The sequence below is a fragment of the Streptomyces sp. MZ04 genome (assembly GCF_004684775.1).
In the GTDB taxonomy this organism is placed as follows: Bacteria; Actinomycetota; Actinomycetes; order Streptomycetales; family Streptomycetaceae; genus Streptomyces.
Map to the genome: position 1 here is coordinate 1 of NZ_SRIC01000071.1, position 19,957 is coordinate 19,957.

18 protein-coding genes, 1 tRNA gene and 1 pseudogene are annotated in these 19,957 nt (G+C 68.1%); 8 read left to right on the forward strand and 12 right to left on the reverse strand.

What is annotated here, in order from left to right; translation table 11 throughout:
- A pseudogene (locus tag E2651_RS44660) lies at window positions 1–239 on the forward strand (serine/threonine protein kinase); the annotation flags it as partial.
- A 77-nt stretch (window positions 240–316) separates the two neighbouring features.
- On the opposite strand, the gene E2651_RS17285 reads toward E2651_RS44660, so the two are convergent.
- Both E2651_RS17285 and E2651_RS44665 read right to left on the reverse strand, forming a co-directional pair.
- Window positions 317–1,663 carry a hypothetical protein gene (locus tag E2651_RS17285; protein WP_135332049.1) on the reverse strand — a complete coding sequence of 449 codons (1,347 nt, stop codon included), beginning with the start codon at window positions 1,661–1,663 and terminating at the stop codon, window positions 317–319.
- A gap of 221 nt (window positions 1,664–1,884) precedes the next feature.
- Window positions 1,885–2,013, reverse strand: coding sequence for a DLW-39 family protein (locus E2651_RS44665; RefSeq protein WP_003999697.1), 129 nt, complete (start codon window positions 2,011–2,013; stop codon window positions 1,885–1,887).
- A gap of 337 nt (window positions 2,014–2,350) precedes the next feature.
- Between E2651_RS44665 and E2651_RS17295 the strand changes: the two genes are divergently transcribed.
- Window positions 2,351–2,677: a DUF6344 domain-containing protein gene (locus E2651_RS17295; RefSeq protein ID WP_135332050.1), complete on the forward strand. Its 327-nt coding sequence runs from the start codon at window positions 2,351–2,353 to the stop codon at window positions 2,675–2,677.
- Between the two features lie 82 nt (window positions 2,678–2,759).
- Here the strand turns inward: E2651_RS17295 and E2651_RS17300 are convergent, their stop codons facing one another.
- The 10 genes from E2651_RS17300 to dnaA all read right to left on the reverse strand — a co-directional run bounded on the left by E2651_RS17300 (window position 2,760) and on the right by dnaA (window position 15,830).
- Window positions 2,760–3,128, reverse strand: coding sequence for a cupin domain-containing protein (locus tag E2651_RS17300; protein ID WP_135332071.1), 369 nt, complete (start codon window positions 3,126–3,128; stop codon window positions 2,760–2,762).
- A gap of 216 nt (window positions 3,129–3,344) precedes the next feature.
- Window positions 3,345–3,418, reverse strand: a tRNA-Ile gene (locus E2651_RS17305).
- Window positions 3,419–3,524: 106 nt separating this feature from the next.
- On the reverse strand, window positions 3,525–4,226 hold the full coding sequence (locus E2651_RS17310; protein ID WP_135332051.1) for a DUF3566 domain-containing protein: 702 nt from the start codon (window positions 4,224–4,226) through the stop codon (window positions 3,525–3,527).
- An 18-nt stretch (window positions 4,227–4,244) separates the two neighbouring features.
- The gene (gene gyrA / locus E2651_RS17315; protein WP_135332052.1) at window positions 4,245–6,854 is read right to left on the reverse strand and encodes a DNA gyrase subunit A; all 2,610 of its coding nucleotides are present in this window, start codon (window positions 6,852–6,854) and stop codon (window positions 4,245–4,247) included.
- Window positions 6,855–6,897: 43 nt separating this feature from the next.
- The gene (gyrB, locus tag E2651_RS17320; RefSeq protein ID WP_135332053.1) at window positions 6,898–8,973 is read right to left on the reverse strand and encodes a DNA topoisomerase (ATP-hydrolyzing) subunit B; all 2,076 of its coding nucleotides are present in this window, start codon (window positions 8,971–8,973) and stop codon (window positions 6,898–6,900) included.
- 265 nt (window positions 8,974–9,238) lie between these two features.
- Entirely contained in the window at window positions 9,239–9,763 is a 525-nt protein-coding gene (locus E2651_RS17325) for a DciA family protein (protein ID WP_135332072.1), read from the reverse strand.
- Between the two features lie 35 nt (window positions 9,764–9,798).
- A complete protein-coding gene (recF, locus tag E2651_RS17330) occupies window positions 9,799–10,920 on the reverse strand; it encodes a DNA replication/repair protein RecF (RefSeq protein ID WP_135332054.1) in 1,122 nt (373 codons plus the stop codon).
- A gap of 52 nt (window positions 10,921–10,972) precedes the next feature.
- Window positions 10,973–11,848: a phosphogluconate dehydrogenase (NAD(+)-dependent, decarboxylating) gene (gene gnd, locus E2651_RS17335; protein ID WP_135332055.1), complete on the reverse strand. Its 876-nt coding sequence runs from the start codon at window positions 11,846–11,848 to the stop codon at window positions 10,973–10,975.
- Window positions 11,849–11,937: 89 nt separating this feature from the next.
- Window positions 11,938–13,068 carry a DNA polymerase III subunit beta gene (gene dnaN, locus E2651_RS17340; protein WP_135332056.1) on the reverse strand — a complete coding sequence of 377 codons (1,131 nt, stop codon included), beginning with the start codon at window positions 13,066–13,068 and terminating at the stop codon, window positions 11,938–11,940.
- 872 nt (window positions 13,069–13,940) lie between these two features.
- Complete coding sequence (gene dnaA, locus E2651_RS17350) at window positions 13,941–15,830, reverse strand: chromosomal replication initiator protein DnaA (RefSeq protein ID WP_135332057.1); 1,890 nt, start codon at window positions 15,828–15,830, stop codon at window positions 13,941–13,943.
- Between the two features lie 367 nt (window positions 15,831–16,197).
- Here dnaA and rpmH point away from each other — a divergent pair, with 367 nt between their 5' ends.
- The 6 genes from rpmH (at window position 16,198) to rsmG (ending at window position 19,734) form a co-directional block, all read left to right on the forward strand.
- Window positions 16,198–16,335, forward strand: coding sequence for a 50S ribosomal protein L34 (gene rpmH / locus E2651_RS17355; RefSeq protein ID WP_006381191.1), 138 nt, complete (start codon window positions 16,198–16,200; stop codon window positions 16,333–16,335).
- Between the two features lie 20 nt (window positions 16,336–16,355).
- Window positions 16,356–16,727 carry a ribonuclease P protein component gene (gene rnpA / locus E2651_RS17360; RefSeq protein ID WP_135332058.1) on the forward strand — a complete coding sequence of 124 codons (372 nt, stop codon included), beginning with the start codon at window positions 16,356–16,358 and terminating at the stop codon, window positions 16,725–16,727.
- A complete protein-coding gene (gene yidD / locus E2651_RS17365) occupies window positions 16,724–17,083 on the forward strand; it encodes a membrane protein insertion efficiency factor YidD (protein WP_135332059.1) in 360 nt (119 codons plus the stop codon). Before rnpA ends, yidD begins: the two co-directional genes overlap by 4 nt.
- 3 nt (window positions 17,084–17,086) lie before the next feature.
- Entirely contained in the window at window positions 17,087–18,382 is a 1,296-nt protein-coding gene (gene yidC / locus E2651_RS17370; RefSeq protein ID WP_135332060.1) for a membrane protein insertase YidC, read from the forward strand.
- Window positions 18,383–18,396: 14 nt separating this feature from the next.
- Window positions 18,397–18,918: a R3H domain-containing nucleic acid-binding protein gene (locus E2651_RS17375; protein WP_135332061.1), complete on the forward strand. Its 522-nt coding sequence runs from the start codon at window positions 18,397–18,399 to the stop codon at window positions 18,916–18,918.
- Window positions 18,919–19,017: 99 nt separating this feature from the next.
- The gene (rsmG, locus tag E2651_RS17380; RefSeq protein WP_135332062.1) at window positions 19,018–19,734 is read left to right on the forward strand and encodes a 16S rRNA (guanine(527)-N(7))-methyltransferase RsmG; all 717 of its coding nucleotides are present in this window, start codon (window positions 19,018–19,020) and stop codon (window positions 19,732–19,734) included.
- Window positions 19,735–19,957: the final 223 nt, after the last annotated feature.

Here is a 19,957-nt window from a genome sequence, read left to right on the forward strand (position 1 = left end):
CGCACGATCCCTCCCCCCGCCATGCCGCGGCTCAAGACCCCTCACGGGCCGTGACATCCGCCGTGCACGGGACGTACGCCCCTACTCATCCATACACCGCTCACGTCCCGCAGGTTCCGCTCCAGAGCCGGCCAGTTCCGCAGAAGCGGCCGGGACCACCCGCAAAGGTGGCGATCCCGATGCTGCTCGCCGCGCTGGCGTGCTTCGCGGTGGGCATCTGGGCCCTGACCCAGACCTGATCCCAGACCTGATGTGCGCCGGGCTCGGCCCCATCCTCTCCGGCCGCCCGACGCAGCGCTCACTCACACCGCCCCAACTACCAAGCCGGTGGCGGCCCGTACTGCGAAGACGCCCCCGCCCTCGCCGATGAGGCAGCGGCCCGCCGCCGAGCGACCAGCGTCCACACGCCGAGCACGGCCAGCAGCACGGCACCGCCGCCGAATCCCCCGGCGGCGACCAGCTTCATGCCGTCGCGGCCCCCGACTGCCTCGCCCCCGGCGTCGGTCCTGCCGCTCGCCGCGGCCTCCTCGTCCTGGCCGGAGACGCTGAACTCGTCTGCGGGCCGCGCCGATCCGGCGTAAGCGGGCCCCGGCTTGGCCGAACCCTCGACGCCGACCCGCAGTGTCAGATCCAGCGGGTCCTTGCCGAACTGCCCGGCGACCCGCGGGTTGAGATGGACCGAGAGGTAGTACCAGCCGGCGAACCGCATCCCGGCCACGCCGTCGATGGGGGAATAGCGGTTCTCGTACGCGACGGGGGCCAGCGCTTCCAGCGCGGTGGACTTCTGCTTGCCGTCGTACGCCGTGTCCGCGTCGTCGACCCGGGCGCGTACGGGATTGGACAGCGTCATGACGAGCGCCGACGTCACGTACTCGTCCCCGCCCCCGTCCGAACTGCCCAGCTCGGCACTGGCGGAGACCTGTTGCCCCCAGTCGACGGGCACCCGGTAGAAGAGCGTCTGCCCCGGCTTGATCCGGTCCCCCCAGACCCCCGCCCTCAGCGCCCGGGCGTCGTTGAAGCTCGTGCCGCCCGCACGCCGCTCACGCGCACCGCCCGGCGGCACGGGCGAGGCGGAGTTCCAGGACTCGGGCGGCGTCGTGGCAGCGCCCTTGGCCACACCCGGTTCCGAGACGACGCGGAGCTCCGTGCCCCAACTCTCCGCCGAGGATCCGGGGTCGCTGTTCCGCTCGACCACTACGTAGTACGTGCCTGCCGGCTTGCACCGGTTCTCGTCAGGGCCGATCGTCCGCACCGCCCAAGCGGTGATGGGCCGCGGGCTCTGCGACGTACCGAAACGCGCGTCCCCGGAGTTGCAGTCATTGCCGTCCGCGTCCTGCAGGGACACCTCGATGCCGTCCCCGTAGGCGACCTTGGAACCACGCCCCGGAACGGCGGTGGCCGAGACGTACACGCTCTGGGTGGCGTCGAGTTGGAGCTGGTAGTAGAGCTTGCCCCCGCGCGCGATGGCGCTCTTGTACGTCGATCCGGGCGTGAGTTCCGCACTGCCCGTGCTGCTCGTCGTCCCGTCGACCGCCACGGCCTTGTCGGCGTAGGCGTACGGCCCTGGCGAGCCCGCCGCAGCGGCCTGTCCCGGCAGTGCCGCCACCGCGCACAGCGCCGCCCCCGCAGCCAGCGCCGCCCGGCCTCTGCCCAGCCGCCCCATTGGATGCCACCCCTCCCCGGAGACCCAGTCGTCCCGGCGACTCATGCCCGCGCGAAGCCACGACAATCTTTGCTCACGCAAGGAATAGCCTTGCATACGCAAATCCCTTCGGCCCCTCAACGGCTACACCCGCCGCAGGACCCGCCCCCACGAGAATCGGACAGCACAAGGCCCCAGCCGCATCAGCGACCGGGGCCCTATGAAGAGACTGTTGTCGATACTCACGAACCCGTGGGCACGGAGTCAGTCGCCTCCGTCCACAGATCCTGCTCGGCGCGATCCGCCTGGATCTGGCGGTACACGAGGAGCCCGCCGATGGCGGCCAGTGCGACCAGGAGAAGCTTCTTCACCGCGCGACCTCGTCTTTCTTGACGTAAGGGACCTCTGGCGCCCGACTATACACACCGATCGATACCGATCGGTGACCTGGATCCGCCCCAACTGCCGCACCGATCACAGCAGTAGAAACGGAACTCGCGGCCCCGGCCGCCTCCCCGCCCCGCTGTGACATTCAGCGCTCCCAGCCCTCTTTCAGGCCTCCCCTGGGCCCCTTCCGGGGCCTTTTCGGCCATCCGAGTGGTGTTCATCAGAACATCGACGCGCCACGAGCGTCGGTCCACCACTCTCGGCACCGCATACACATCATGAGGAAAGTACGCAAATCGCCCAACCCGAAAGTGAGACGCCGTGACCGGCACCAAGGCCATGAAGCTGTGGACCACCCTCATCACCGCCTTCCTCGCGCTCTTCGCCACGCTGGGATTCACCACGACGGCCACGGCGGCCACGACGCCGGCACAGCAGGCCACGGAATCCTGCGAGACCGCCACGACCCTCCCGGCGCCGCTGGCGGCCCACTGGCAACTCGCGTACGAACGGTCCCTGCCGCCCACGATGAAACAGCGCATCCGCGCCGAGGCACACGGATCGTCCCCCAGCTGCCGCCACCTCCCCACCAACGACACGGAGCATGAGGCCGACGCCCATCCAGGCAACGTGGCCGCGGAGCCGTAGGCACTACGGGGCCATCGCTCCCACACACCACCGCCGAAGACCCCCAGCCCACACCGGCTGGGGGTCCTTCGCTTTAACAGGACTATCCCTCCGCCGCCTTCGCGTAGTCCTTCGCCATACCTCCCGCGAAGTCGTACACCACGGCCTGCTCCTCGCCCACGACCCAGGCGTCGTGCCCGGGCGGGACCACGAAGACATCGCCCGGTCCGACTTCGGACTCGCCTCCGTCGCCGTCCATGCGGATGTGCATCCGTCCCTGGACGACGTAGCCGTTGTGGTGGATCTCGCAGCTCTTGGTCCCCGCGATCGGTGCCACGGATTCGGACCAGCGCCAGCCGGGCTCAAAAGTGCCCACGGCGAAGTCGAGCCCCGTGAGATGGACGGCTTCGACGTGACCGCGGGGGAAATCGCGCCGCTCATCGGGCTTCTCGACCGCCTTGACCTCGATCATGACGGCTCCCTTCGTTCTGGCCATGCCAAAACTCCCAGGGTTCAGCCGTCGCCGCCGCGAGGTCCACGGCCGACGACATTGCCGACCGAACCCCTCCACTCCATCGTCTGCCTGTCCACCTGAGGACGCCATCCAGGGGACCGCACGGAGCTCGCGGACGAAACGAAGAGAGGGCGTTCCCGATGGGGAACGCCCTCTCTTCATGAACTTCTTCTGTGGGGCTAACAGGATTTGAACCTGTGGCCTCATCCTTATCAGGGATGCGCTCTAACCAACTGAGCTATAGCCCCGCCGCGCTGCGGTGTGTCCCGCGCGCTGACCTCTGAAGATTAGCGCACGTCCGGGCCAGTCCCAAAATCGATACCTCCGGGGACCCGAAAGGGCGGATCCGAGGGGCTACTCGTCCTCGGCGAGCGTCAGCTCGACGCCGCCCACAAAGCCCGCGGAGAGGTTGTAGATGAACGCGCCGAGCGTCGCCAGGGCCGTCGCCAGGACGACGTCGATGACCGCGATGATCGTCGTGAACATCAGGACGCGCGGCAGGGACAGGAAGGACTGCAGGTCGAAGCCGTTGGACTCGTTCGAGCCCGTCGCCTCGGAGATCGTGCCGCCCACCGTCGAGAAGACGCCCATGGCGTCCATGACCATCCACAGCACGGCGGACGCGACGATCGTGCAGATGCCGAGCGCGATGGAGAGCAGGAAGCTGACCTTCATCACCGACCACGGGTCGGCCTTGGCCACCCGCAGCCGCGCCTTGCGCGTACGCGGCGTCGTGCGCGCCCCGGTGCGCGGCCTGCGCACCGAACCCGTCTGGGACCCCTGCTGATACGCCTGCGGCGGGTGATACGGCTGGGAAGCCTGCTGCTGGGGCTGGCGCTCACCGGGCAGCGCGCCCGCGGCTCCCTGGGCCCCGGCCGCGTACGCACCGTCGTACTGCGCGGACTGAGCAGGCTGCGGCCCTCGGGTGTCCGTCACCGTTCCCCCCTGGGATCCATGAGACTCGTCGGAGTCGTGAGAATCAGTGGCGGAGCCACGGACACCGTCTGTACCGGCTGAGCCGGTTCCACTTGCTCCGGCGCCCGTGGCTCCACTCACGATGACTCTCTCCTTGCGCTACTCGGCCGTGGACTCCGTGCCCTCGTCCGTACCGACGGCCGGCTCGCCGTCGGCCGATTCGTCGACGATGTCGCCGTCGACTTCCTCCGCCTCGCGCCCGGCCTCGGCGTTACGAGCGATACCGACCACGGCATCGCGCTTGCCCAGGTTGATCAGTTGGACGCCCATGGTGTCACGGCCCGTCTCCCTGACCTCGTTGACTCGCGTACGAATCACACCGCCGCCCAGGGTGATGGCGAGGATCTCGTCGGTCTCCTCGACCACCAGCGCGCCCACGAGTTCGCCGCGGTCCTCCACGATCTTGGCGGCCTTGATACCGAGGCCGCCGCGGCCCTGGACGCGGTACTCGTCGACGTTGGTGCGCTTCGCGTACCCACCGTCGGTTGCGGTGAACACGAACGTACCGGGCCTGACGACATTCATCGAGAGGAGCTGGTCGCCGTCGCGGAAACTCATTCCCTTGACGCCCGAGGTCGCACGGCCCATGGGACGCAGTGCGTCGTCTGTTGCGGTGAACCTGATCGACTGGGCCTTCTTGCTGATCAGCAGCAGATCGTCCTCGGACGAGACGAGCTCGGCGCCGATCAGTTCGTCGTCCGAACCGTCGTCCGTCTCGCGGAGGTTGATGGCGATGACGCCACCGGAGCGAGGCGAGTCGTAGTCCTTGAGCGACGTCTTCTTTACGAGGCCGCCCTTTGTGGCGAGCACCAGGTAAGGCGCCGCCTCGTAGTCACGGATCGCCAGGATCTCGGCGATCTGCTCGTCCGGCTGGAAGGCGAGCAGGTTCGCGACGTGCTGGCCACGGGCGTCGCGTCCCGCGTCGGGAAGCTCGTACGCCTTCGCGCGGTAGACGCGGCCCTTGTTGGTGAAGAACAGCAGCCAGTGGTGCGTCGTCGACACGAAGAAGTGGTCGACGATGTCGTCTTCCTTGAGCTTCGTGCCGCGCACGCCCTTGCCGCCGCGTTTCTGCGAGCGGTAGTCGTCCGTCTTGGTGCGCTTGACGTAGCCGCCGCGCGTGATCGTGACGACGATGTCCTCTTCGGCGATCAGGTCCTCCATGGACATGTCGCCGTCGAAGGGCACGAGCGCCGAGCGACGGTCCTCGCCGAACTTGTCGACGATCGCCGCGAGCTCCTCGCTGATGATCTGGCGCTGCTTCTCGGGCGAGGCCAGGATCCCGTTGTACTCGTTGATCTTCGCCTGGAGTTCGTCGTGCTCGGCGACGATCTTCTGGCGCTCCAGGGCGGCGAGTCGGCGCAGCTGCATCTCGAGGATGGCGTTGGCCTGGATCTCGTCGATCGAGAGCAGGCCCATCAGGCCCTCGCGCGCGATGTCGACGGTCTGGCTGCCGCGGATGAGCGCGATGACCTCGTCGATCGCGTCCAGGGCCTTGAGCAGGCCGCGCAGGATGTGCGCCCGCTCCTCGGCCTTGCGCAGCCGGAACTTCGTACGCCGGACGATGACCTCGACCTGGTGGGTGACCCAGTGCCGGATGAACGCGTCCAGCGAGAGGGTGCGCGGCACGCCGTCGACCAGGGCCAGCATGTTGGCGCTGAAGTTCGACTGCAGGTCGGTGTGCTTGTAGAGGTTGTTCAGTACGACCTTGGCGACCGCGTCCCGCTTCAGGACGATGACCAGGCGCTGGCCGGTGCGCGATGACGACTCGTCGCGGACGTCGGCGATGCCGCCGACCTTGCCGTCCTTGACCAGGTCGGCGATCTTCTGCGCGAGGTTGTCGGGGTTGGTCTGGTACGGGAGTTCGGTGACCACCAGGCACTGGCGGTTCTGGATCTCCTCGACCGCGACGACCGCGCGCATCGTGATGGAGCCACGGCCCGTGCGGTACGCCTCCTCGATGCCCTTGCGGCCCACTACGAGAGCACCGGTCGGGAAATCGGGGCCCTTGATGCGCTCGATAAGAGCGTCGAGCAGCTCCTCGTGCGAGGCCTCGGGGTGCTCGAGCGCCCACTGCGCGCCCGCCGCGACCTCGCGGAGGTTGTGCGGCGGGATGTTGGTGGCCATGCCGACCGCGATGCCCGCCGAACCGTTGATCAGCAGGTTCGGGAAGCGCGCCGGCAGAACCGTCGGCTCCTGGTTGCGGCCGTCGTAGTTGTCCGTGAAGTCGACGGTGTCCTCGTCGATGTCACGGACCATCTCCATGGCCAGCGGCGCCATCTTGCACTCGGTGTAGCGCATGGCGGCCGCCGGGTCGTTGCCCGGGGAGCCGAAGTTGCCGTTGGAGTCGACGAGCGGCATCCGCATCGACCACGGCTGGGCGAGGCGCACCAGGGCGTCGTAGATCGAGGAGTCGCCGTGCGGGTGGTACGTGCCCATGACGTCGCCGACGACGCGGGCGCACTTGTAGAAGCCCTTCTCGGGGCGGTAGCCGCCGTCGTACATCGCGTACAGGACGCGGCGGTGGACGGGCTTCAGACCGTCGCGTACGTCGGGCAGCGCGCGGGACACGATGACGGACATCGCGTAGTCGAGATACGAGCGCTGCATCTCCGTCTCGAGCCCGACGGGCTCGACACGCATGCCCACGCCAGGAACGATCGGTTCCTCTTCGGTGATCACTTCGGGCTTCGGGGTGTTCTCGTCGGCCATTGCTGGTCAAAGTCCTTTCGAGGTGCGGCTTGTACGGGCCGACTCAGATGTCGAGGAAGCGAACGTCCTTGGCATTGCGCTGGATGAACGAGCGCCGTGCCTCGACGTCCTCGCCCATCAGCACCGAGAAGAGGTCGTCGGCCTGTGCCGCGTCGTCCAGGGTCACCTGGCCGAGCACGCGGTGCTCCTGGTCCATCGTCGTGACGCGCAGCTCCTCGGCGTTCATCTCACCGAGACCCTTGAAGCGCTGGATCGAGTCGTCCCGCACGCGCTTGCCGGCCTGCCGGCCGATCTCGATCAGGGCGTCGCGCTCGCGGTCCGAGTACGCGTACTGGAAGTCGTCACGGGACCACTTGAGCTTGAACAGCGGCGGGCGCGACAGGTAGACGTGCCCGGCCTCGACGAGCGGCCGCATGAAGCGGAACAGGAACGTCAGGAGCAGCGTGTTGATGTGCTGACCGTCGACGTCGGCGTCCGCCATCAAGATGATCTTGTGATAGCGGAGCTTCTCGATGTCGAAGTCCTCGTGCACGCCCGTGCCGAAGGCGGAGATGAGGGCCTGGACTTCCTGGTTGTGCAGGATCTTGTCGATCCGCGCCTTCTCGACGTTCAGGATCTTGCCTCGGATGGGCAGGATCGCCTGGTACATCGGGTCACGGCCGGACTTCGCCGAACCACCGGCGGAGTCACCCTCGACGATGAAGATCTCGCACTTCGTCGGGTCGTTCGACTGGCAGTCGCTCAGCTTGCCGGGGAGGGAAGCCGATTCCAGGAGGCCCTTGCGGCGGGTCAGGTCGCGCGCCTTGCGGGCGGCGACGCGGGCCGTGGCGGCCTGGATGCTCTTGCGGATGATGTCCGCGGCCTCGTTCGGATTGCGGTCGAACCAGTCCGTGAGGTGCTCGTGGACGACCTTCTGGACGAAGGTCTTCGCCTCCGTGTTGCCCAGCTTGGTCTTCGTCTGACCCTCGAACTGGGGCTCGCCCAGCTTCACCGAGATGATCGCGGTCAGACCCTCGCGGATGTCCTCACCCGTGAGGTTGTCGTCCTTCTCGCGAAGCAGCTTCTTGTCGCGCGCGTAGCGGTTGACCAGACCCGTCAGCGCGGCCCTGAAGCCCTCTTCGTGTGTACCGCCCTCGTGCGTGTGGATCGTGTTCGCGAAGGAGTACACGCCCTCGCTGTACTGCGAGTTCCACTGCATCGCGATCTCGACCGAGAGCAGGCGCTCCTTGTCCTCGGCCTCGACGTCGATGACGGTCGGGTGGATGACCTCGCCCTTACGGGAGTTGAGGTACTTCACGAAGTCGACGATGCCGCCTTCGTAGTAGTACGTCACCGTGCGGGCCTCGACGGCCTCGTCGTCGGTCGCCTCGGCCGAGTCCGCACCCGCCGTCGCCTTCGCCGACTCGCGCTCATCAGTGAGTTTGATCGTCAAACCCTTGTTGAGGAACGCCATCTCCTGGAAGCGCCGTGCCAGCGTCTCGAAGGAGTACTCGGTCGTCTCGAAGACGTCGGGGTCGGCCCAGAAGGTGACCGAGGTACCGGTCTCCTTGGTGGCCTCGTGCCGCTCCAGGGGGGCGGTCGGGGCACCCGTCTTGTAGTCCTGCGTCCAGCGGTAGCCGTCGGTCTTGATCTCGACCGAGAGCTTGGTGGACAGGGCGTTCACCACGGAGACACCGACGCCGTGCAGACCACCGGAGACGGCGTAACCGCCGCCGCCGAACTTGCCGCCCGCGTGCAGCACGGTGAGCACGACCTCGACGGCCGGCTTCTTCTCCACGGGGTGCATGCCGACCGGGATGCCTCGGCCGTTGTCGATCACGCGCACGCCGCCGTCGGCGAGGATCGTGACGTCGATCGTGTCCGCGTGGCCGGCCAGGGCCTCGTCGACGGAGTTGTCGACGACCTCCTGCACCAGGTGGTGCAGGCCACGCTCACCGGTCGAGCCGATGTACATGCCAGGTCGCTTGCGGACCGCGTCCAGACCCTCGAGGACGGTAATCGCGCTGGCGTCGTACGCCGTGGCTGAGGCCTCGGCGTTTCCTGCCAGGGCCTCGGTGGACGGGGTGTTCTCGTTGGGGTTGCCGGAATCGGCCACGAAGCGCCCTTTCTGGCACAGCACAAGCCAAGCACCCGGCGGTGGCCGGAGCGGCTGCGTCGTTCAGCGATAGTCAGCGTTGCTCGGTGCGTCCCACAAGTGGGGCGGGATTAGCTTCCAGTCTACCGGTAGCGCCGACAGTGATGGGGGTTTGCCGGTACCTGAGTCCGCATGTGCCGTCCTGAACCGGCCGCGACCGACTCCCCATATGCGGCCTGGGGCTCTAAGAGGCTCACAGCGGCACTCAGCGCTTCGGGGTGTCAACCACGAGCTACCGCCGGGAACCGCCTCAGCCGTAGGTGTCCCCGGGGCCCGTGCTGCCCGGTGCGCGCAAGGGCCCGAAGCGGCGTGCGGGGCCACCGGGACCGAGCACTTTGATGAGGCGTACGGTGCCGTGGCCCAGGTCCTCGTTGAGGCGCGCGACCAGCTGCGGGGCCAGGAGACGCAGGTTCGTCGCCCAGGCCGTGGAGTCGCACTGCACGGTCAGGACCCGCTCGTTCTCGTCGTACCGCTGGGGGACGCAGTGCTTGGCCAGGTCGTCGCCGACGATCTGCGGCCAGCGGCCCATCACCCCGCCGACCGCGGCCGGCGTCTCCCAGCCGCGCTCGGTGATCAGGCGGTTGATCGCGGAGCCGAGCGGCAGCGGGTCGCGGCCGTCGGCGCGCGCGCCGGAGCGCAGTCCGCCGCGCCGGGCCTGCTTCTTCTGCTGCGCGGCGTCGCCACGCGCGCGTGCCTGCTCCTTGGCGGCACGGAGGGCGACCCGGGCGAGATCGACGCCGGAAGGTTCGGGTGTCTTCGGTGTGTCCTTCGACACGCCTTCAGGTGTGCCCTTGGCGGGCTCTTCGACGCTCACGCGCGCTCCACCGTGCCGTCCGACACCGTGTACCGCGTACCGACCAGCACGCCCGGTACGTCGTCGTCCACGGCGGCCGTGACCAGGACCTGCTCGCCCGGCGCCACCAGCTCGGCGAGGCGCTCCCTGCGGCGCGCGTCGAGCTCGGCGAAGACGTCGTCCAGGACGAGCACCGGCTCGTTGCCCTCGGCCCGCAGGAGGTCGTACGAGGCCAGGCGCAGCGCAAGGGCGTACGACCAGGACTCGCCGTGGCTCGCGTACCCCTTGGCCGGGAGCTGGCCCAGCTTCAGGAGCAGGTCGTCACGGTGCGGGCCGACCAGCGTCACGCCCCGCTCGATCTCCTGCTTGCGCACCTCTTCGAGGGCGGCGATCAGCTGCTCGTACAGCGCGTCGCGGCTGTGGCCCTCGCCCGGCGCCGACGGCTTGTACTCCAGCGTGACGGGGCCGCCACCGGGTGCCAGCTGCTCGTACGCCTTGTCGGTCAGCGGCTGCAGCGTGGCGATCAGGTCGAGCCGCTGTGCGAGCAGCTCGGCGCCCGCGCGGGCGAGGTGCTGGTCCCAGACGTCGAGCGTCGACAGGTCCATGGAGCGCCCGCCGTGCCGCCGCGCGAGGGCCGCCGACTTCAGGAGGGTGTTGCGCTGCTTCAGTACGCGGTCGTAGTCGGACCGCACGCCCGCCATGCGCGGGGAGCGCGCCGTGATCAGCTCGTCGAGGAACCGACGGCGCTCACCGGGGTCACCCTTGATCAGCGCCAGATCCTCGGGCGCGAAGAGGACCGTACGGACGATCCCCAGCACGTCACGGGGTCTGACCTGCGAGGACCTGTTAATCCGGGCGCGGTTCGACTTGCCGGGATTGAGCTCGAGCTCGACCAGCTGGGACCGCTCGCCCTGGGTGACGGCGGCCCGGATGATGGCCCGCTCGGCGCCCATACGCACCAGCGGGGCGTCCGACGAGACCCGGTGGCTGCCGAGGGTGGCGAGATAGCCGACCGCCTCGACGAGGTTCGTCTTGCCCTGGCCGTTGGGCCCCACGAACGCGGTGACGCCCGGATCGAGAGGGACCTCGACCCGGGCGTACGAACGGAAGTCGGCCAGCGACAGATGCGTGACGTGCATGGTGTGCGCCGACCTCCCCCGGCAAGCCCGTGCTCAGCGCACAGGCTGTGGACTACTTCTTCTCGACCGCGTGGCCGCCGAACTGGTTGCGCAGCGCCGCGATCATCTTCATCTGCGGCGAGTCCTCCTGGCGCGAGGCGAAGCGCGCGAAGAGGGACGCGGTGATCGCGGGCAGCGGCACGGCGTTGTCGATCGCCGCCTCCACGGTCCAGCGGCCCTCGCCGGAGTCCTGCGCGAAGCCGCGCAGCTTGTCCAGGTGCTCGTCGCCGTCCAGGGCGTTGACCGCGAGGTCGAGCAGCCAGGAACGGATGACCGTGCCCTCCTGCCAGGAGCGGAAGACCTCACGGACGTCGGTGACCGAGTCCACGGCCTCGAGAAGCTCCCAGCCCTCGGCGTAGGCCTGCATCATCGCGTACTCGATGCCGTTGTGAACCATCTTGGAGAAGTGGCCGGCGCCGACCTTGCCCGCGTGGACCGAGCCGAAGTCACCCTCGGGCTTGAGGGCGTCGAAGATCGGCTGGACCTTCGCGATGTTCTCGGCGTCGCCGCCGTACATCAGCGCGTAGCCGTTCTCCAGGCCCCAGACGCCGCCGGAGACGCCGCAGTCGACAAAGCCGATGCCCTTGGCGGCGAGCTCCTCGGCGTGCTTCTCGTCGTCCGTCCAGCGGGAGTTTCCGCCGTCCACGACGACATCGCCGGGCTGCAGCAGCTCGGCCAGCTCGTCGACGGTGGACTGGGTCGCGGCCCCGGCCGGGACCATCACCCACACGACCCGCGGGCCCTTGAGCTTGCCCACAAGCTCTTCGAGGCTGTGGACATCCGCGACGTCCGGGTTGCGGTCGTATCCGATGACCGTGTGGCCTGCGCGGCGGATGCGCTCGCGCATGTTGCCGCCCATCTTGCCGAGGCCGACGAGACCGAGCTCCATCAGTGGTTCCTTAAGTAGCGCTGTGGCGTGGAGGCACCTTCGTACCCGCGTCCGAGCCTACGCCCGGACCCTCGCTCACACCTGTGGGCTCAGCCGCTCAGACGTACAGGCATGATCAGGTACTTGTACGCCTCGTCAGCCTCGGCATCCAGGGCCGGCTTGCCGCTCAGGAGCGCGGGCTTCGTCGACGTCGTGAACGACAGCTGAGCGACCGGGGAGTCGATCGCGCTCAGGCCGTCGAGCAGGAACGTCGGGTTGAAGGCGATCGAGATGTCGTCCCCGTCGAGCTGGGCGTCGACCCTCTCCACAGCCTGTGCGTCGTCGCTGGAACCGGCCTCCAGGATCAGCACGCCCTGCTCGAAGCTGAGGCGCACCGGGGTGTTCCGCTCGGCCACCAGGGCCACGCGCTTGACGGCCTCCACGAAGGGGGCGGTCTCGATGACGGCGATGGAGTTGAACTCCGTCGGGAACAGCGTGCGGTACTTCGGCAGGTCGCCCTCGAGCAGCCGCGTCGTCGTGCGCCGCCCGGCGCCCTCGAAACCGATCAGACCCTCACCGGCACCGGAGCCCGACAGCGCGAGCGTGACCGTGTCACCGCTGGTCAGCGCCTTGGCGGTGTCCTGGAGCGTCTTGGCGGGCACCAGGGCGACCGCGGACGCCTCGGGGTCCTCCGGCTTCCACAGGAACTCGCGGACCGCGAAGCGGTAGCGGTCGGTGGAGGCCAGGGTGACCGTGTCGCCCTCGATCTCGATGCGTACGCCGGTGAGCACCGGAAGCGTGTCGTCGCGGCCGGCCGCGATCGCCACCTGGTTGGCGGCGGCGGCGAAGACCTCACCCGGGACGGTGCCCGTGGCGGTCGGCATCTGCGGCAGTGCGGGGTACTCCTCCACAGGAAGCGTGTGGAGTGTGAAGCGCGAGGAGCCGCAGACCACGGTGGCCCGCACACCGTCTGTGGAGATCTCCACCGGACGGTTGGGCAGGGCGCGGCAGATGTCGGCGAGCAGTCGGCCGGAGACGAGGACCGTGCCCTCCTCGTCGACCTCGGCGTCGACGGACACCCGCGCCGAGACCTCGTAGTCGAAGCTGGAAAGGCTCAGTGCGCCTTCCTCGGCCTTCAGCAGCAGGCCCGCGAGGACAGGCGCCGGTGGCCGGGCCGGGAGGCTGCGCGCCGCCCACGCCACCGCCTCCGCGAGTACGTCGCGTTCCACCCGGATCTTCACTTAGCCGCCCTCCTGCTGTTGCTGGCACTGGGGACCAGTCTGACGCACCGCACTGACAGCGGGTGCCCGTCGGGGTCAAGTCGTGACGAGCGGCGCCGGAGGTCCGGAGAGCGAGTTGTGCACAGGACCCCCTTCCAAGCGAATTCCCCGGTGACTCCAAGTGGGAGTAGTAGTAGGGCCTGTGGAAACCGTGGATAACCGTGAATGCGCAGGTCAGCACCGGTTTTTTATCCACTGCGCCTGTGGGCGGGACCGGTGGACAACCGGGGGTTTCTGTGGACGGGCGGAAGTTACACACACCCGATGCACAGGCAAGGGGTACTTCTCCCCAGCACTGTCCCCAGCTTTACCCACCTTCCCCACAGGCCAACCGACCCCCTTGGTGTGACGCCTTTCACTCGGCACGGTGACAGGGCGCGTTGCGTTGCCGAACAGTGGACAGCGGTGTGGAGAAGCTGGGGAAAGCTGGGGACAACCGGCCTGCGCCTGTGGGCGGCCGGTGGACAACGTCGTGCACACCCTGTGGACGAGATTTTCATCCACACCCTGTGGAGAGTCTTCGTCCACGAATCCACAGCCACCTGACCTGGCTTGATGATCCCTCAGCAGGTTCCCCTGTGGACATCATCTGGACAACTTCCCGGTCCCCAGGGTGTGGAGGGGAAAAACACCGCAGATCTGTGGAGAACAGGCCTCTCGGCAGTGGAAATCGAACAGGGCTCGTGCCCGGACGGGGTCCACGCGCGCGTGCACAGGCTGCGGACAACGCCGAAGGGCGCCCCGGAATCGTTCCGGAGCGCCCTTCGGGAGCCGTGTCTCAGCGGCGCTGAGCGCGTCTGTCAGACCTGTGTCTGGCCTCTTCCCGCCCTCTGTCAGCCGTTCTTGATGCGGTTGGTGAGCTCGGTGACCTGGTTGTAGATGGAGCGCCGCTCCGCCATCAGCGCGCGGATCTTGCGGTCCGCGTGCATCACGGTCGTGTGGTCGCGGCCACCGAACTGCGCACCGATCTTGGGCAACGAGAGGTCCGTCAGCTCGCGGCAGAGGTACATCGCGATCTGCCGGGCAGTCACCAGGACGCGACTGCGGGAGGATCCGCAGAGATCGTCCACCGTCAGGCCGAAGTAGTCGGCGGTCGCCGCCATGATGGCCGGCGCGGTGATCTCCGGAGAGGCGTCCTCGCCCCCCGGGATCAGATCCTTGAGGACGATCTCCGTCAGACCGAGGTCCACCGGCTGCCGATTGAGCGACGCGAAGGCCGTGACCCGGATCAGCGCGCCCTCGAGCTCACGGATGTTGCGCGAGATGCGGGACGCGATGAACTCCAGGACCTCCGGAGGAGCGTTGAGCTGCTCCTGCACCGCCTTCTTACGAAGGATGGCGATGCGCGTCTCCAGCTCCGGCGGCTGGACGTCGGTGATCAGTCCCCACTCGAAGCGGTTGCGCAGCCGGTCCTCCAGGGTCACCAGCTGCTTGGGCGGCCGGTCGCTGGAGAGCACGATCTGCTTGTTCGCGTTGTGGAGCGTATTGAAGGTGTGGAAGAACTCCTCCTGCGTCGACTCCTTGCTCGCGAGGAACTGGATGTCGTCGACGAGCAGGATGTCCATCTCGCGGTAGCGCTTGCGGAACGTGTCGCCCTTGCCGTCACGGATGGAGTTGATGAACTCGTTGGTGAACTCCTCGGAGCTCACGTAGCGCACACGCGTGCCGGGGTAGAGGCTGCGGGCGTAATGCCCGATCGCATGCAGAAGATGCGTTTTGCCAAGTCCCGACTCTCCATAGATGAAGAGGGGGTTGTAGGCCTTGGCGGGCGCCTCGGCGACGGCGACCGCGGCCGCGTGCGCGAAGCGGTTCGAGGCACCGATGACGAAGGTGTCGAAGAGGTACTTCGGGTTGAGGCGCGCGGTGGGCTCGCCGGGAGCCGAAGCGGGGGCCGGCTGTGCGGCCAGCGGGCCGGGGGCGCCGCCGTGCACACCGTGACCGTTGCTGTGGCCGCCCCGGTGACCGGACGGGCCGCCGGAGCCGGGCGCGGACGACGGCTCGGAGAGTTCGTGCCGCTCACGCCGGTCGTGGCGGTCCTGCTGGTCCTGCCGGTCGGAGCGGTGCTGGTCGTACGGGGAGTGGCTCTGCGGCGGCTGCGTCCGGTAGTCGTGCTGCGGCTGCTGGACTGGCGTCGCGTAGGGGTCGCGCTCGGGGAAGCCGAGCCGGGGCTGCTGCCAGCCGTAGTCGTCCTGCTGCTGCGGGGGCTGCGGCCAGGCGCCGGGAGCGGGACGCTGATAGTCCGGGTACGCGGGACGGGCGGTCGGCAGTTGGTCGGGCCGGGAGCCCTGGGGGTGCTCCTCCTGGCTCCGGCGGCCGTAGCCGTCGTAGGCATCGTGTCCCTGACCGGAACCCGGGTGCGGCTCGTGATCTTCGTAGCGCTGCTGCTGGGGCTGCTGTTGCTGGCCGGGCTGCTGGACAGGGGGCGCGGAAGGACCCATGGGTTCGCCCACCGAGTCGTCGACGGTGATGGCGATGCGGATCGGACGGCCGCACTCGCGGCTCAGCGTTTCACTGACGATGGGGGCGAGCCGCCCCTCGAGCACACCCTTGGCGAACTCGTTCGGCACGGCGAGCAGTGCGGTGTCGGCGACCAGTGCCAGCGGCTGGCAGCGCTTGATCCAGCGTTCGTCCTTCGCCTCGACGCCGTGCCCTCGCCCTTCACCCAGCAGCTGCTCCAGCACTCGTGGCCACACTGCGGCAAGATCGGCAGGTACGTCAGCCACAGGGCACGCTCTCTCACGGGGTCCCACGATGGTGTGGTTCTGGGGACCGAAATCGGGATCGGCAGGGAGAAGGGAATGAATCGGAGTTTGGCCACGGTAGTCAGGGCAACGGCTGCGGTTCAAGTTGTTGTCCACAGGCTGTGCACAGTGTCTCCCCCTGACGGTCGGTTTGACCGGATGGCGTAGCCCCGCGTACCGTGACCAGGTCGAGTTGTCGATGGCTGCTGCCGCCTGCCTCCGATGGGCAAAGATCACGATCTGTGATTGTGAAGCGGTGCACTCGGTGCGTATTCGCGAGCTTCTCGTGGGCGCACGGTGACAGCCAGGCGATGTCCCGCCACCACACAATCATTTCTGGAGCCCCCGAGTGAGCAAGCGCACCTTCCAGCCGAACAACCGTCGCCGCGCCAAGACCCATGGCTTCCGTCTGCGGATGCGCACCCGTGCCGGCCGCGCGATTCTCGCGAACCGTCGTGGCAAGGGTCGCGCCAGCCTTTCCGCTTAATCGCATTAGGTCATGACGTCGTGCTGCCTACCGAGCATCGGCTGAGGCGGCGCGAAGACTTCGCGACCGCGGTACGCCGAGGACGCCGGGCCGGACGCCCGCTTCTCGTCGTCCATCTACGTAGCGGTGCAACGGACCCGCACGCGCCTGGGGAGAGTGTTCCCCCGACGCGTGCGGGTTTCGTCGTGAGCAAGGCCGTGGGCGGAGCCGTCGTACGCACCGCGGTGAAGCGCAAGCTGCGTCATCTGATGCGTGACCGGGTGGCTCTGCTGCCCCCCGGTAGCCTGGTAGTCGTACGAGCGTTGCCCGGTGCGGGCGATGCCGACCATGCACAGCTGGCCCGAGACCTGGATGCCGCTCTTCAGCGGCTGCTGGGAGGGGGCGCTCGATGAAGTACCCACTGCTGGCTCTGATCAAGCTGTACCAGTGGACGATCAGTCCGTTGCTCGGCCCGGTGTGCAAGTACTACCCGTCGTGCTCCCGCTACGGCTACCTGGCCATCGACCGGCACGGTGCGATCAAGGGAACGGCGCTCACTGCCTGGCGCATCCTGCGGTGCAATCCGTGGTCGCTCGGTGGTGTCGACCATGTCCCGCCGCGCAAGCGTCCGCGGTGGCACGAGATGCTGCGCGCCAAGTGGCGCGAACGCAAGGGCGGGCCCTCCGCCGCTGGCGTGCCCTCCGGGGAGATCTCCCCCCAGACCCCGAGCCCGGCCGCCGAGACCCCGTCCCATGCTCAAGGAGCCTGATTAGTGGACACGATTGCCAGTCTGTTCAGCTTCATCACGACACCCGTTTCCTGGGTCATCGTCCAGTTCCACGCTGTGTACGGGAAGATCTTCGGTCCCGACACGGGCTGGGCCTGGGGCCTGGCCATCGTGTCCCTGGTGATCTTGATCCGTATCTGTCTGATCCCGCTCTTCGTGAAGCAGATCAAGGCGACTCGGGCGATGCAGACGCTGCAGCCCGAGATGAAGAAGATCCAGGAGCGCTACAAGAGCGACAAGCAGCGCCAGTCCGAAGAGATGATGAAGCTGTACAAGGAGTCGGGTACCAACCCGCTCTCCTCGTGCCTTCCCATCCTGGCGCAGTCGCCGTTCTTCTTCGCCCTGTACCACGTGCTCAACGGCATCGCCACGGGCAAGGAAATCGGCGTCATCGACGGCCCGCTCCTGGAGAGCGCGCGTAAGGCGCACATCTTCGGTGCCCCGCTGGCCGCGAAGTTCACCGACAGCGCCGACAAGGTCGCCTCGCTCAACGCCACGCTGACGGACGTCCGCGTCGTCACCGCGATCATGATCATCCTGATGTCGGCGTCGCAGTTCTTCACCCAGCGCCAGCTGATGACGAAGAACGTGGACACGACGGTCAAGACGCCGTTCATGCAGCAGCAGAAGATGCTGATGTACGTCTTCCCGGTCATGTTCGCCGTGTTCGGCATCAACTTCCCGGTCGGTGTCCTCGTCTACTGGCTGACCACCAACGTGTGGACCATGGGCCAGCAGATGTTCGTGATCCGCCGGAACCCGACTCCCGGCTCCAAGGCGCAGGCCGCGTTCCTCGAGCGTCTGGGGAAGCAGATCACGCACCACAAGAATGTGCGGGGGCGTGGCAACACGAACATCATCAAGGCGATCGTCGCCAAGGGCCGTGACCGCAACGACTTCGAGCGCAAGTTCATCAACGGTCTGACCAAGGCGGGCCTCGCGGCCCAGACCGACGGCTCCGTGGTGGAGAGCGAGGGCGCGGTCGCCACCGAGACCGAGGACGGCACTCCGGCCGCCGGTGGCGGTGCCCCCAAGCGGCAGCAGCCCAAGCGCCAGAGCAAGTCACAGCGCCAGTCCGCGGCCGCGCACGGCACGGCCAAGTCGGAGGGCGACGCGGACGAGGACTCGGACGCCAAGACGTCGCTGGAGAAGACCCAGGACGAGCCCGAGGACGACAAGCCCAAGGCCGGGGGCGGCAAGTCCGGGTCAGGTAACGCACGCCAAGCCAAGTCGGGGCAGCGCAAGGGCCAGCAGCGGCCCAAGCACCCGTCCAAGAAGTAGAAGGAGTCCATCCCGTGACGGAAGGCACCACCGCCCCCGCCGAAGCCGAAGTCGAGGCCGGCGACACCCTCACCCGCCTCGAGCAGGAGGGCGAGATCGCTGCGGACTACCTCGAGGGTCTGCTGGACATCGCCGACCTCGACGGTGACATCGACATGGACGTCGAGGCCGACCGCGCCGCTGTCTCGATCATCAGCGACTCGAACAGCCGCGATCTACAGAAGCTGGTCGGCCGTGACGGTGAGGTTCTGGAGGCGCTCCAGGAGCTGACCCGCCTCGCGGTGCACCGTGAGACCGGCGACCGCAGCCGGCTGATGCTGGACATCGCGGGTTACCGCGCCAAGAAGCGCGAGGAGCTCTCCGAGCTGGGCGCGAAGGCGGCGGCCGAGGTGAAGAGCTCCGGCGAGCCGGTGAACCTCAAGCCGATGACGCCGTTCGAGCGCAAGGTCGTGCATGATGCGGTCAAGGCCGCCGGTCTGCGCAGTGAGTCGGAGGGCGAGGAGCCGCAGCGCTTCGTCGTCGTGCTTCCCGCCTGATCGCACGTCGTTCTCCCGGCCCCGTCTGTTCGCAGGCGGGGCCGGTCTTTGTCAGCCTGATAGTCAGCCACCCCAGTGCGGTACGGAAGGACGGTCCCCGTGACGGAGGCAGCGGAGCTCCCGCCGGCGCCTGAGCAGGCCCGGGCGGTATTCGGTGAGCGTTTCTCGGACGCGGTCCGATATGCCGAGTTGCTGGCCGACGCGGGAGTGCAGCGTGGCCTGATCGGCCCGCGCGAAGTGCCCCGGCTGTGGGAGCGGCACCTGCTGAACTGCGCGGTGCTCTCCGAGGTCGTGCCCGAGAACGTGACGGTCTGTGATGTCGGCTCGGGCGCGGGACTGCCGGGCATTCCGCTGGCCCTCGTCCGGCCGGATCTGAAGATCACGCTCCTTGAGCCGCTGCTGCGGCGGACGAACTTCCTCACCGAAGTCGTCGAGCTGCTCGGCCTCGATCACGTGACGGTTGTGCGGGGCCGCGCCGAGGAGGTCCTCGGCAAGCTGCCTTCGGTCCACGTGGTGACCGCGCGGGCCGTGGCACCCCTGGACCGGCTCGCCGCGTGGGGCGTGCCCTTGCTGCGTCCGTACGGAGAGATGCTGCTCCTCAAGGGCGATACCGCCGAGGAAGAGGTCAAGGCCGCGGGCGCCGCTCTGAGCAAGCTCGGCGCGGTGAACACCTCGGTCCTTCACGTCGGCGAGGGCGTGGTGGACCCGCTGTCCACCGTGGTGCGGGTCGAGGTCGGCGAGAGCCCCGGCGGCGTACGCTTCGCCGCCAAGCGGGCCAAGGCGGCACGCACGGGACGGACCCGGCGTCGTCGCTGAGTGAGCCTGCCGCCATGGGAGCGGCTACGTCGCAGTTGATCCGTCCTGACGACGAGCCCTACTCCACAAAACCTGCCAAACGTACGCATACCGGGGTGTCGCAGCTGCGGCGCCCCGGCTGCCGTGCATCGTGTTTCACGTGAAACGTCGCTCACTGCTGCATGGCATCATCAGTCGCGGCCGCGCTGCTGAACCCCGCGACCGTCGTCCGCTCGGATCCCTC

What these genes read in the sequence shown, in the direction of transcription:
- yidD (WP_135332059.1), top strand. Translation starts at nt 16,724, where the DNA reads ATGAAGTACCCACTGCTGGCTCTGATCAAGCTGTACCAGTGGACGATC.
- E2651_RS17300 (WP_135332071.1), bottom strand. Translation starts at nt 3,128, where the DNA reads ATGATCGAGGTCAAGGCGGTCGAGAAGCCCGATGAGCGGCGCGATTTC.
- E2651_RS17285 (WP_135332049.1), bottom strand. Translation starts at nt 1,663, where the DNA reads ATGGGGCGGCTGGGCAGAGGCCGGGCGGCGCTGGCTGCGGGGGCGGCG.
- recF (WP_135332054.1), bottom strand. Translation starts at nt 10,920, where the DNA reads ATGCACGTCACGCATCTGTCGCTGGCCGACTTCCGTTCGTACGCCCGG.
- gnd (WP_135332055.1), bottom strand. Translation starts at nt 11,848, where the DNA reads ATGGAGCTCGGTCTCGTCGGCCTCGGCAAGATGGGCGGCAACATGCGC.
- gyrA (WP_135332052.1), bottom strand. Translation starts at nt 6,854, where the DNA reads ATGGCCGACGAGAACACCCCGAAGCCCGAAGTGATCACCGAAGAGGAA.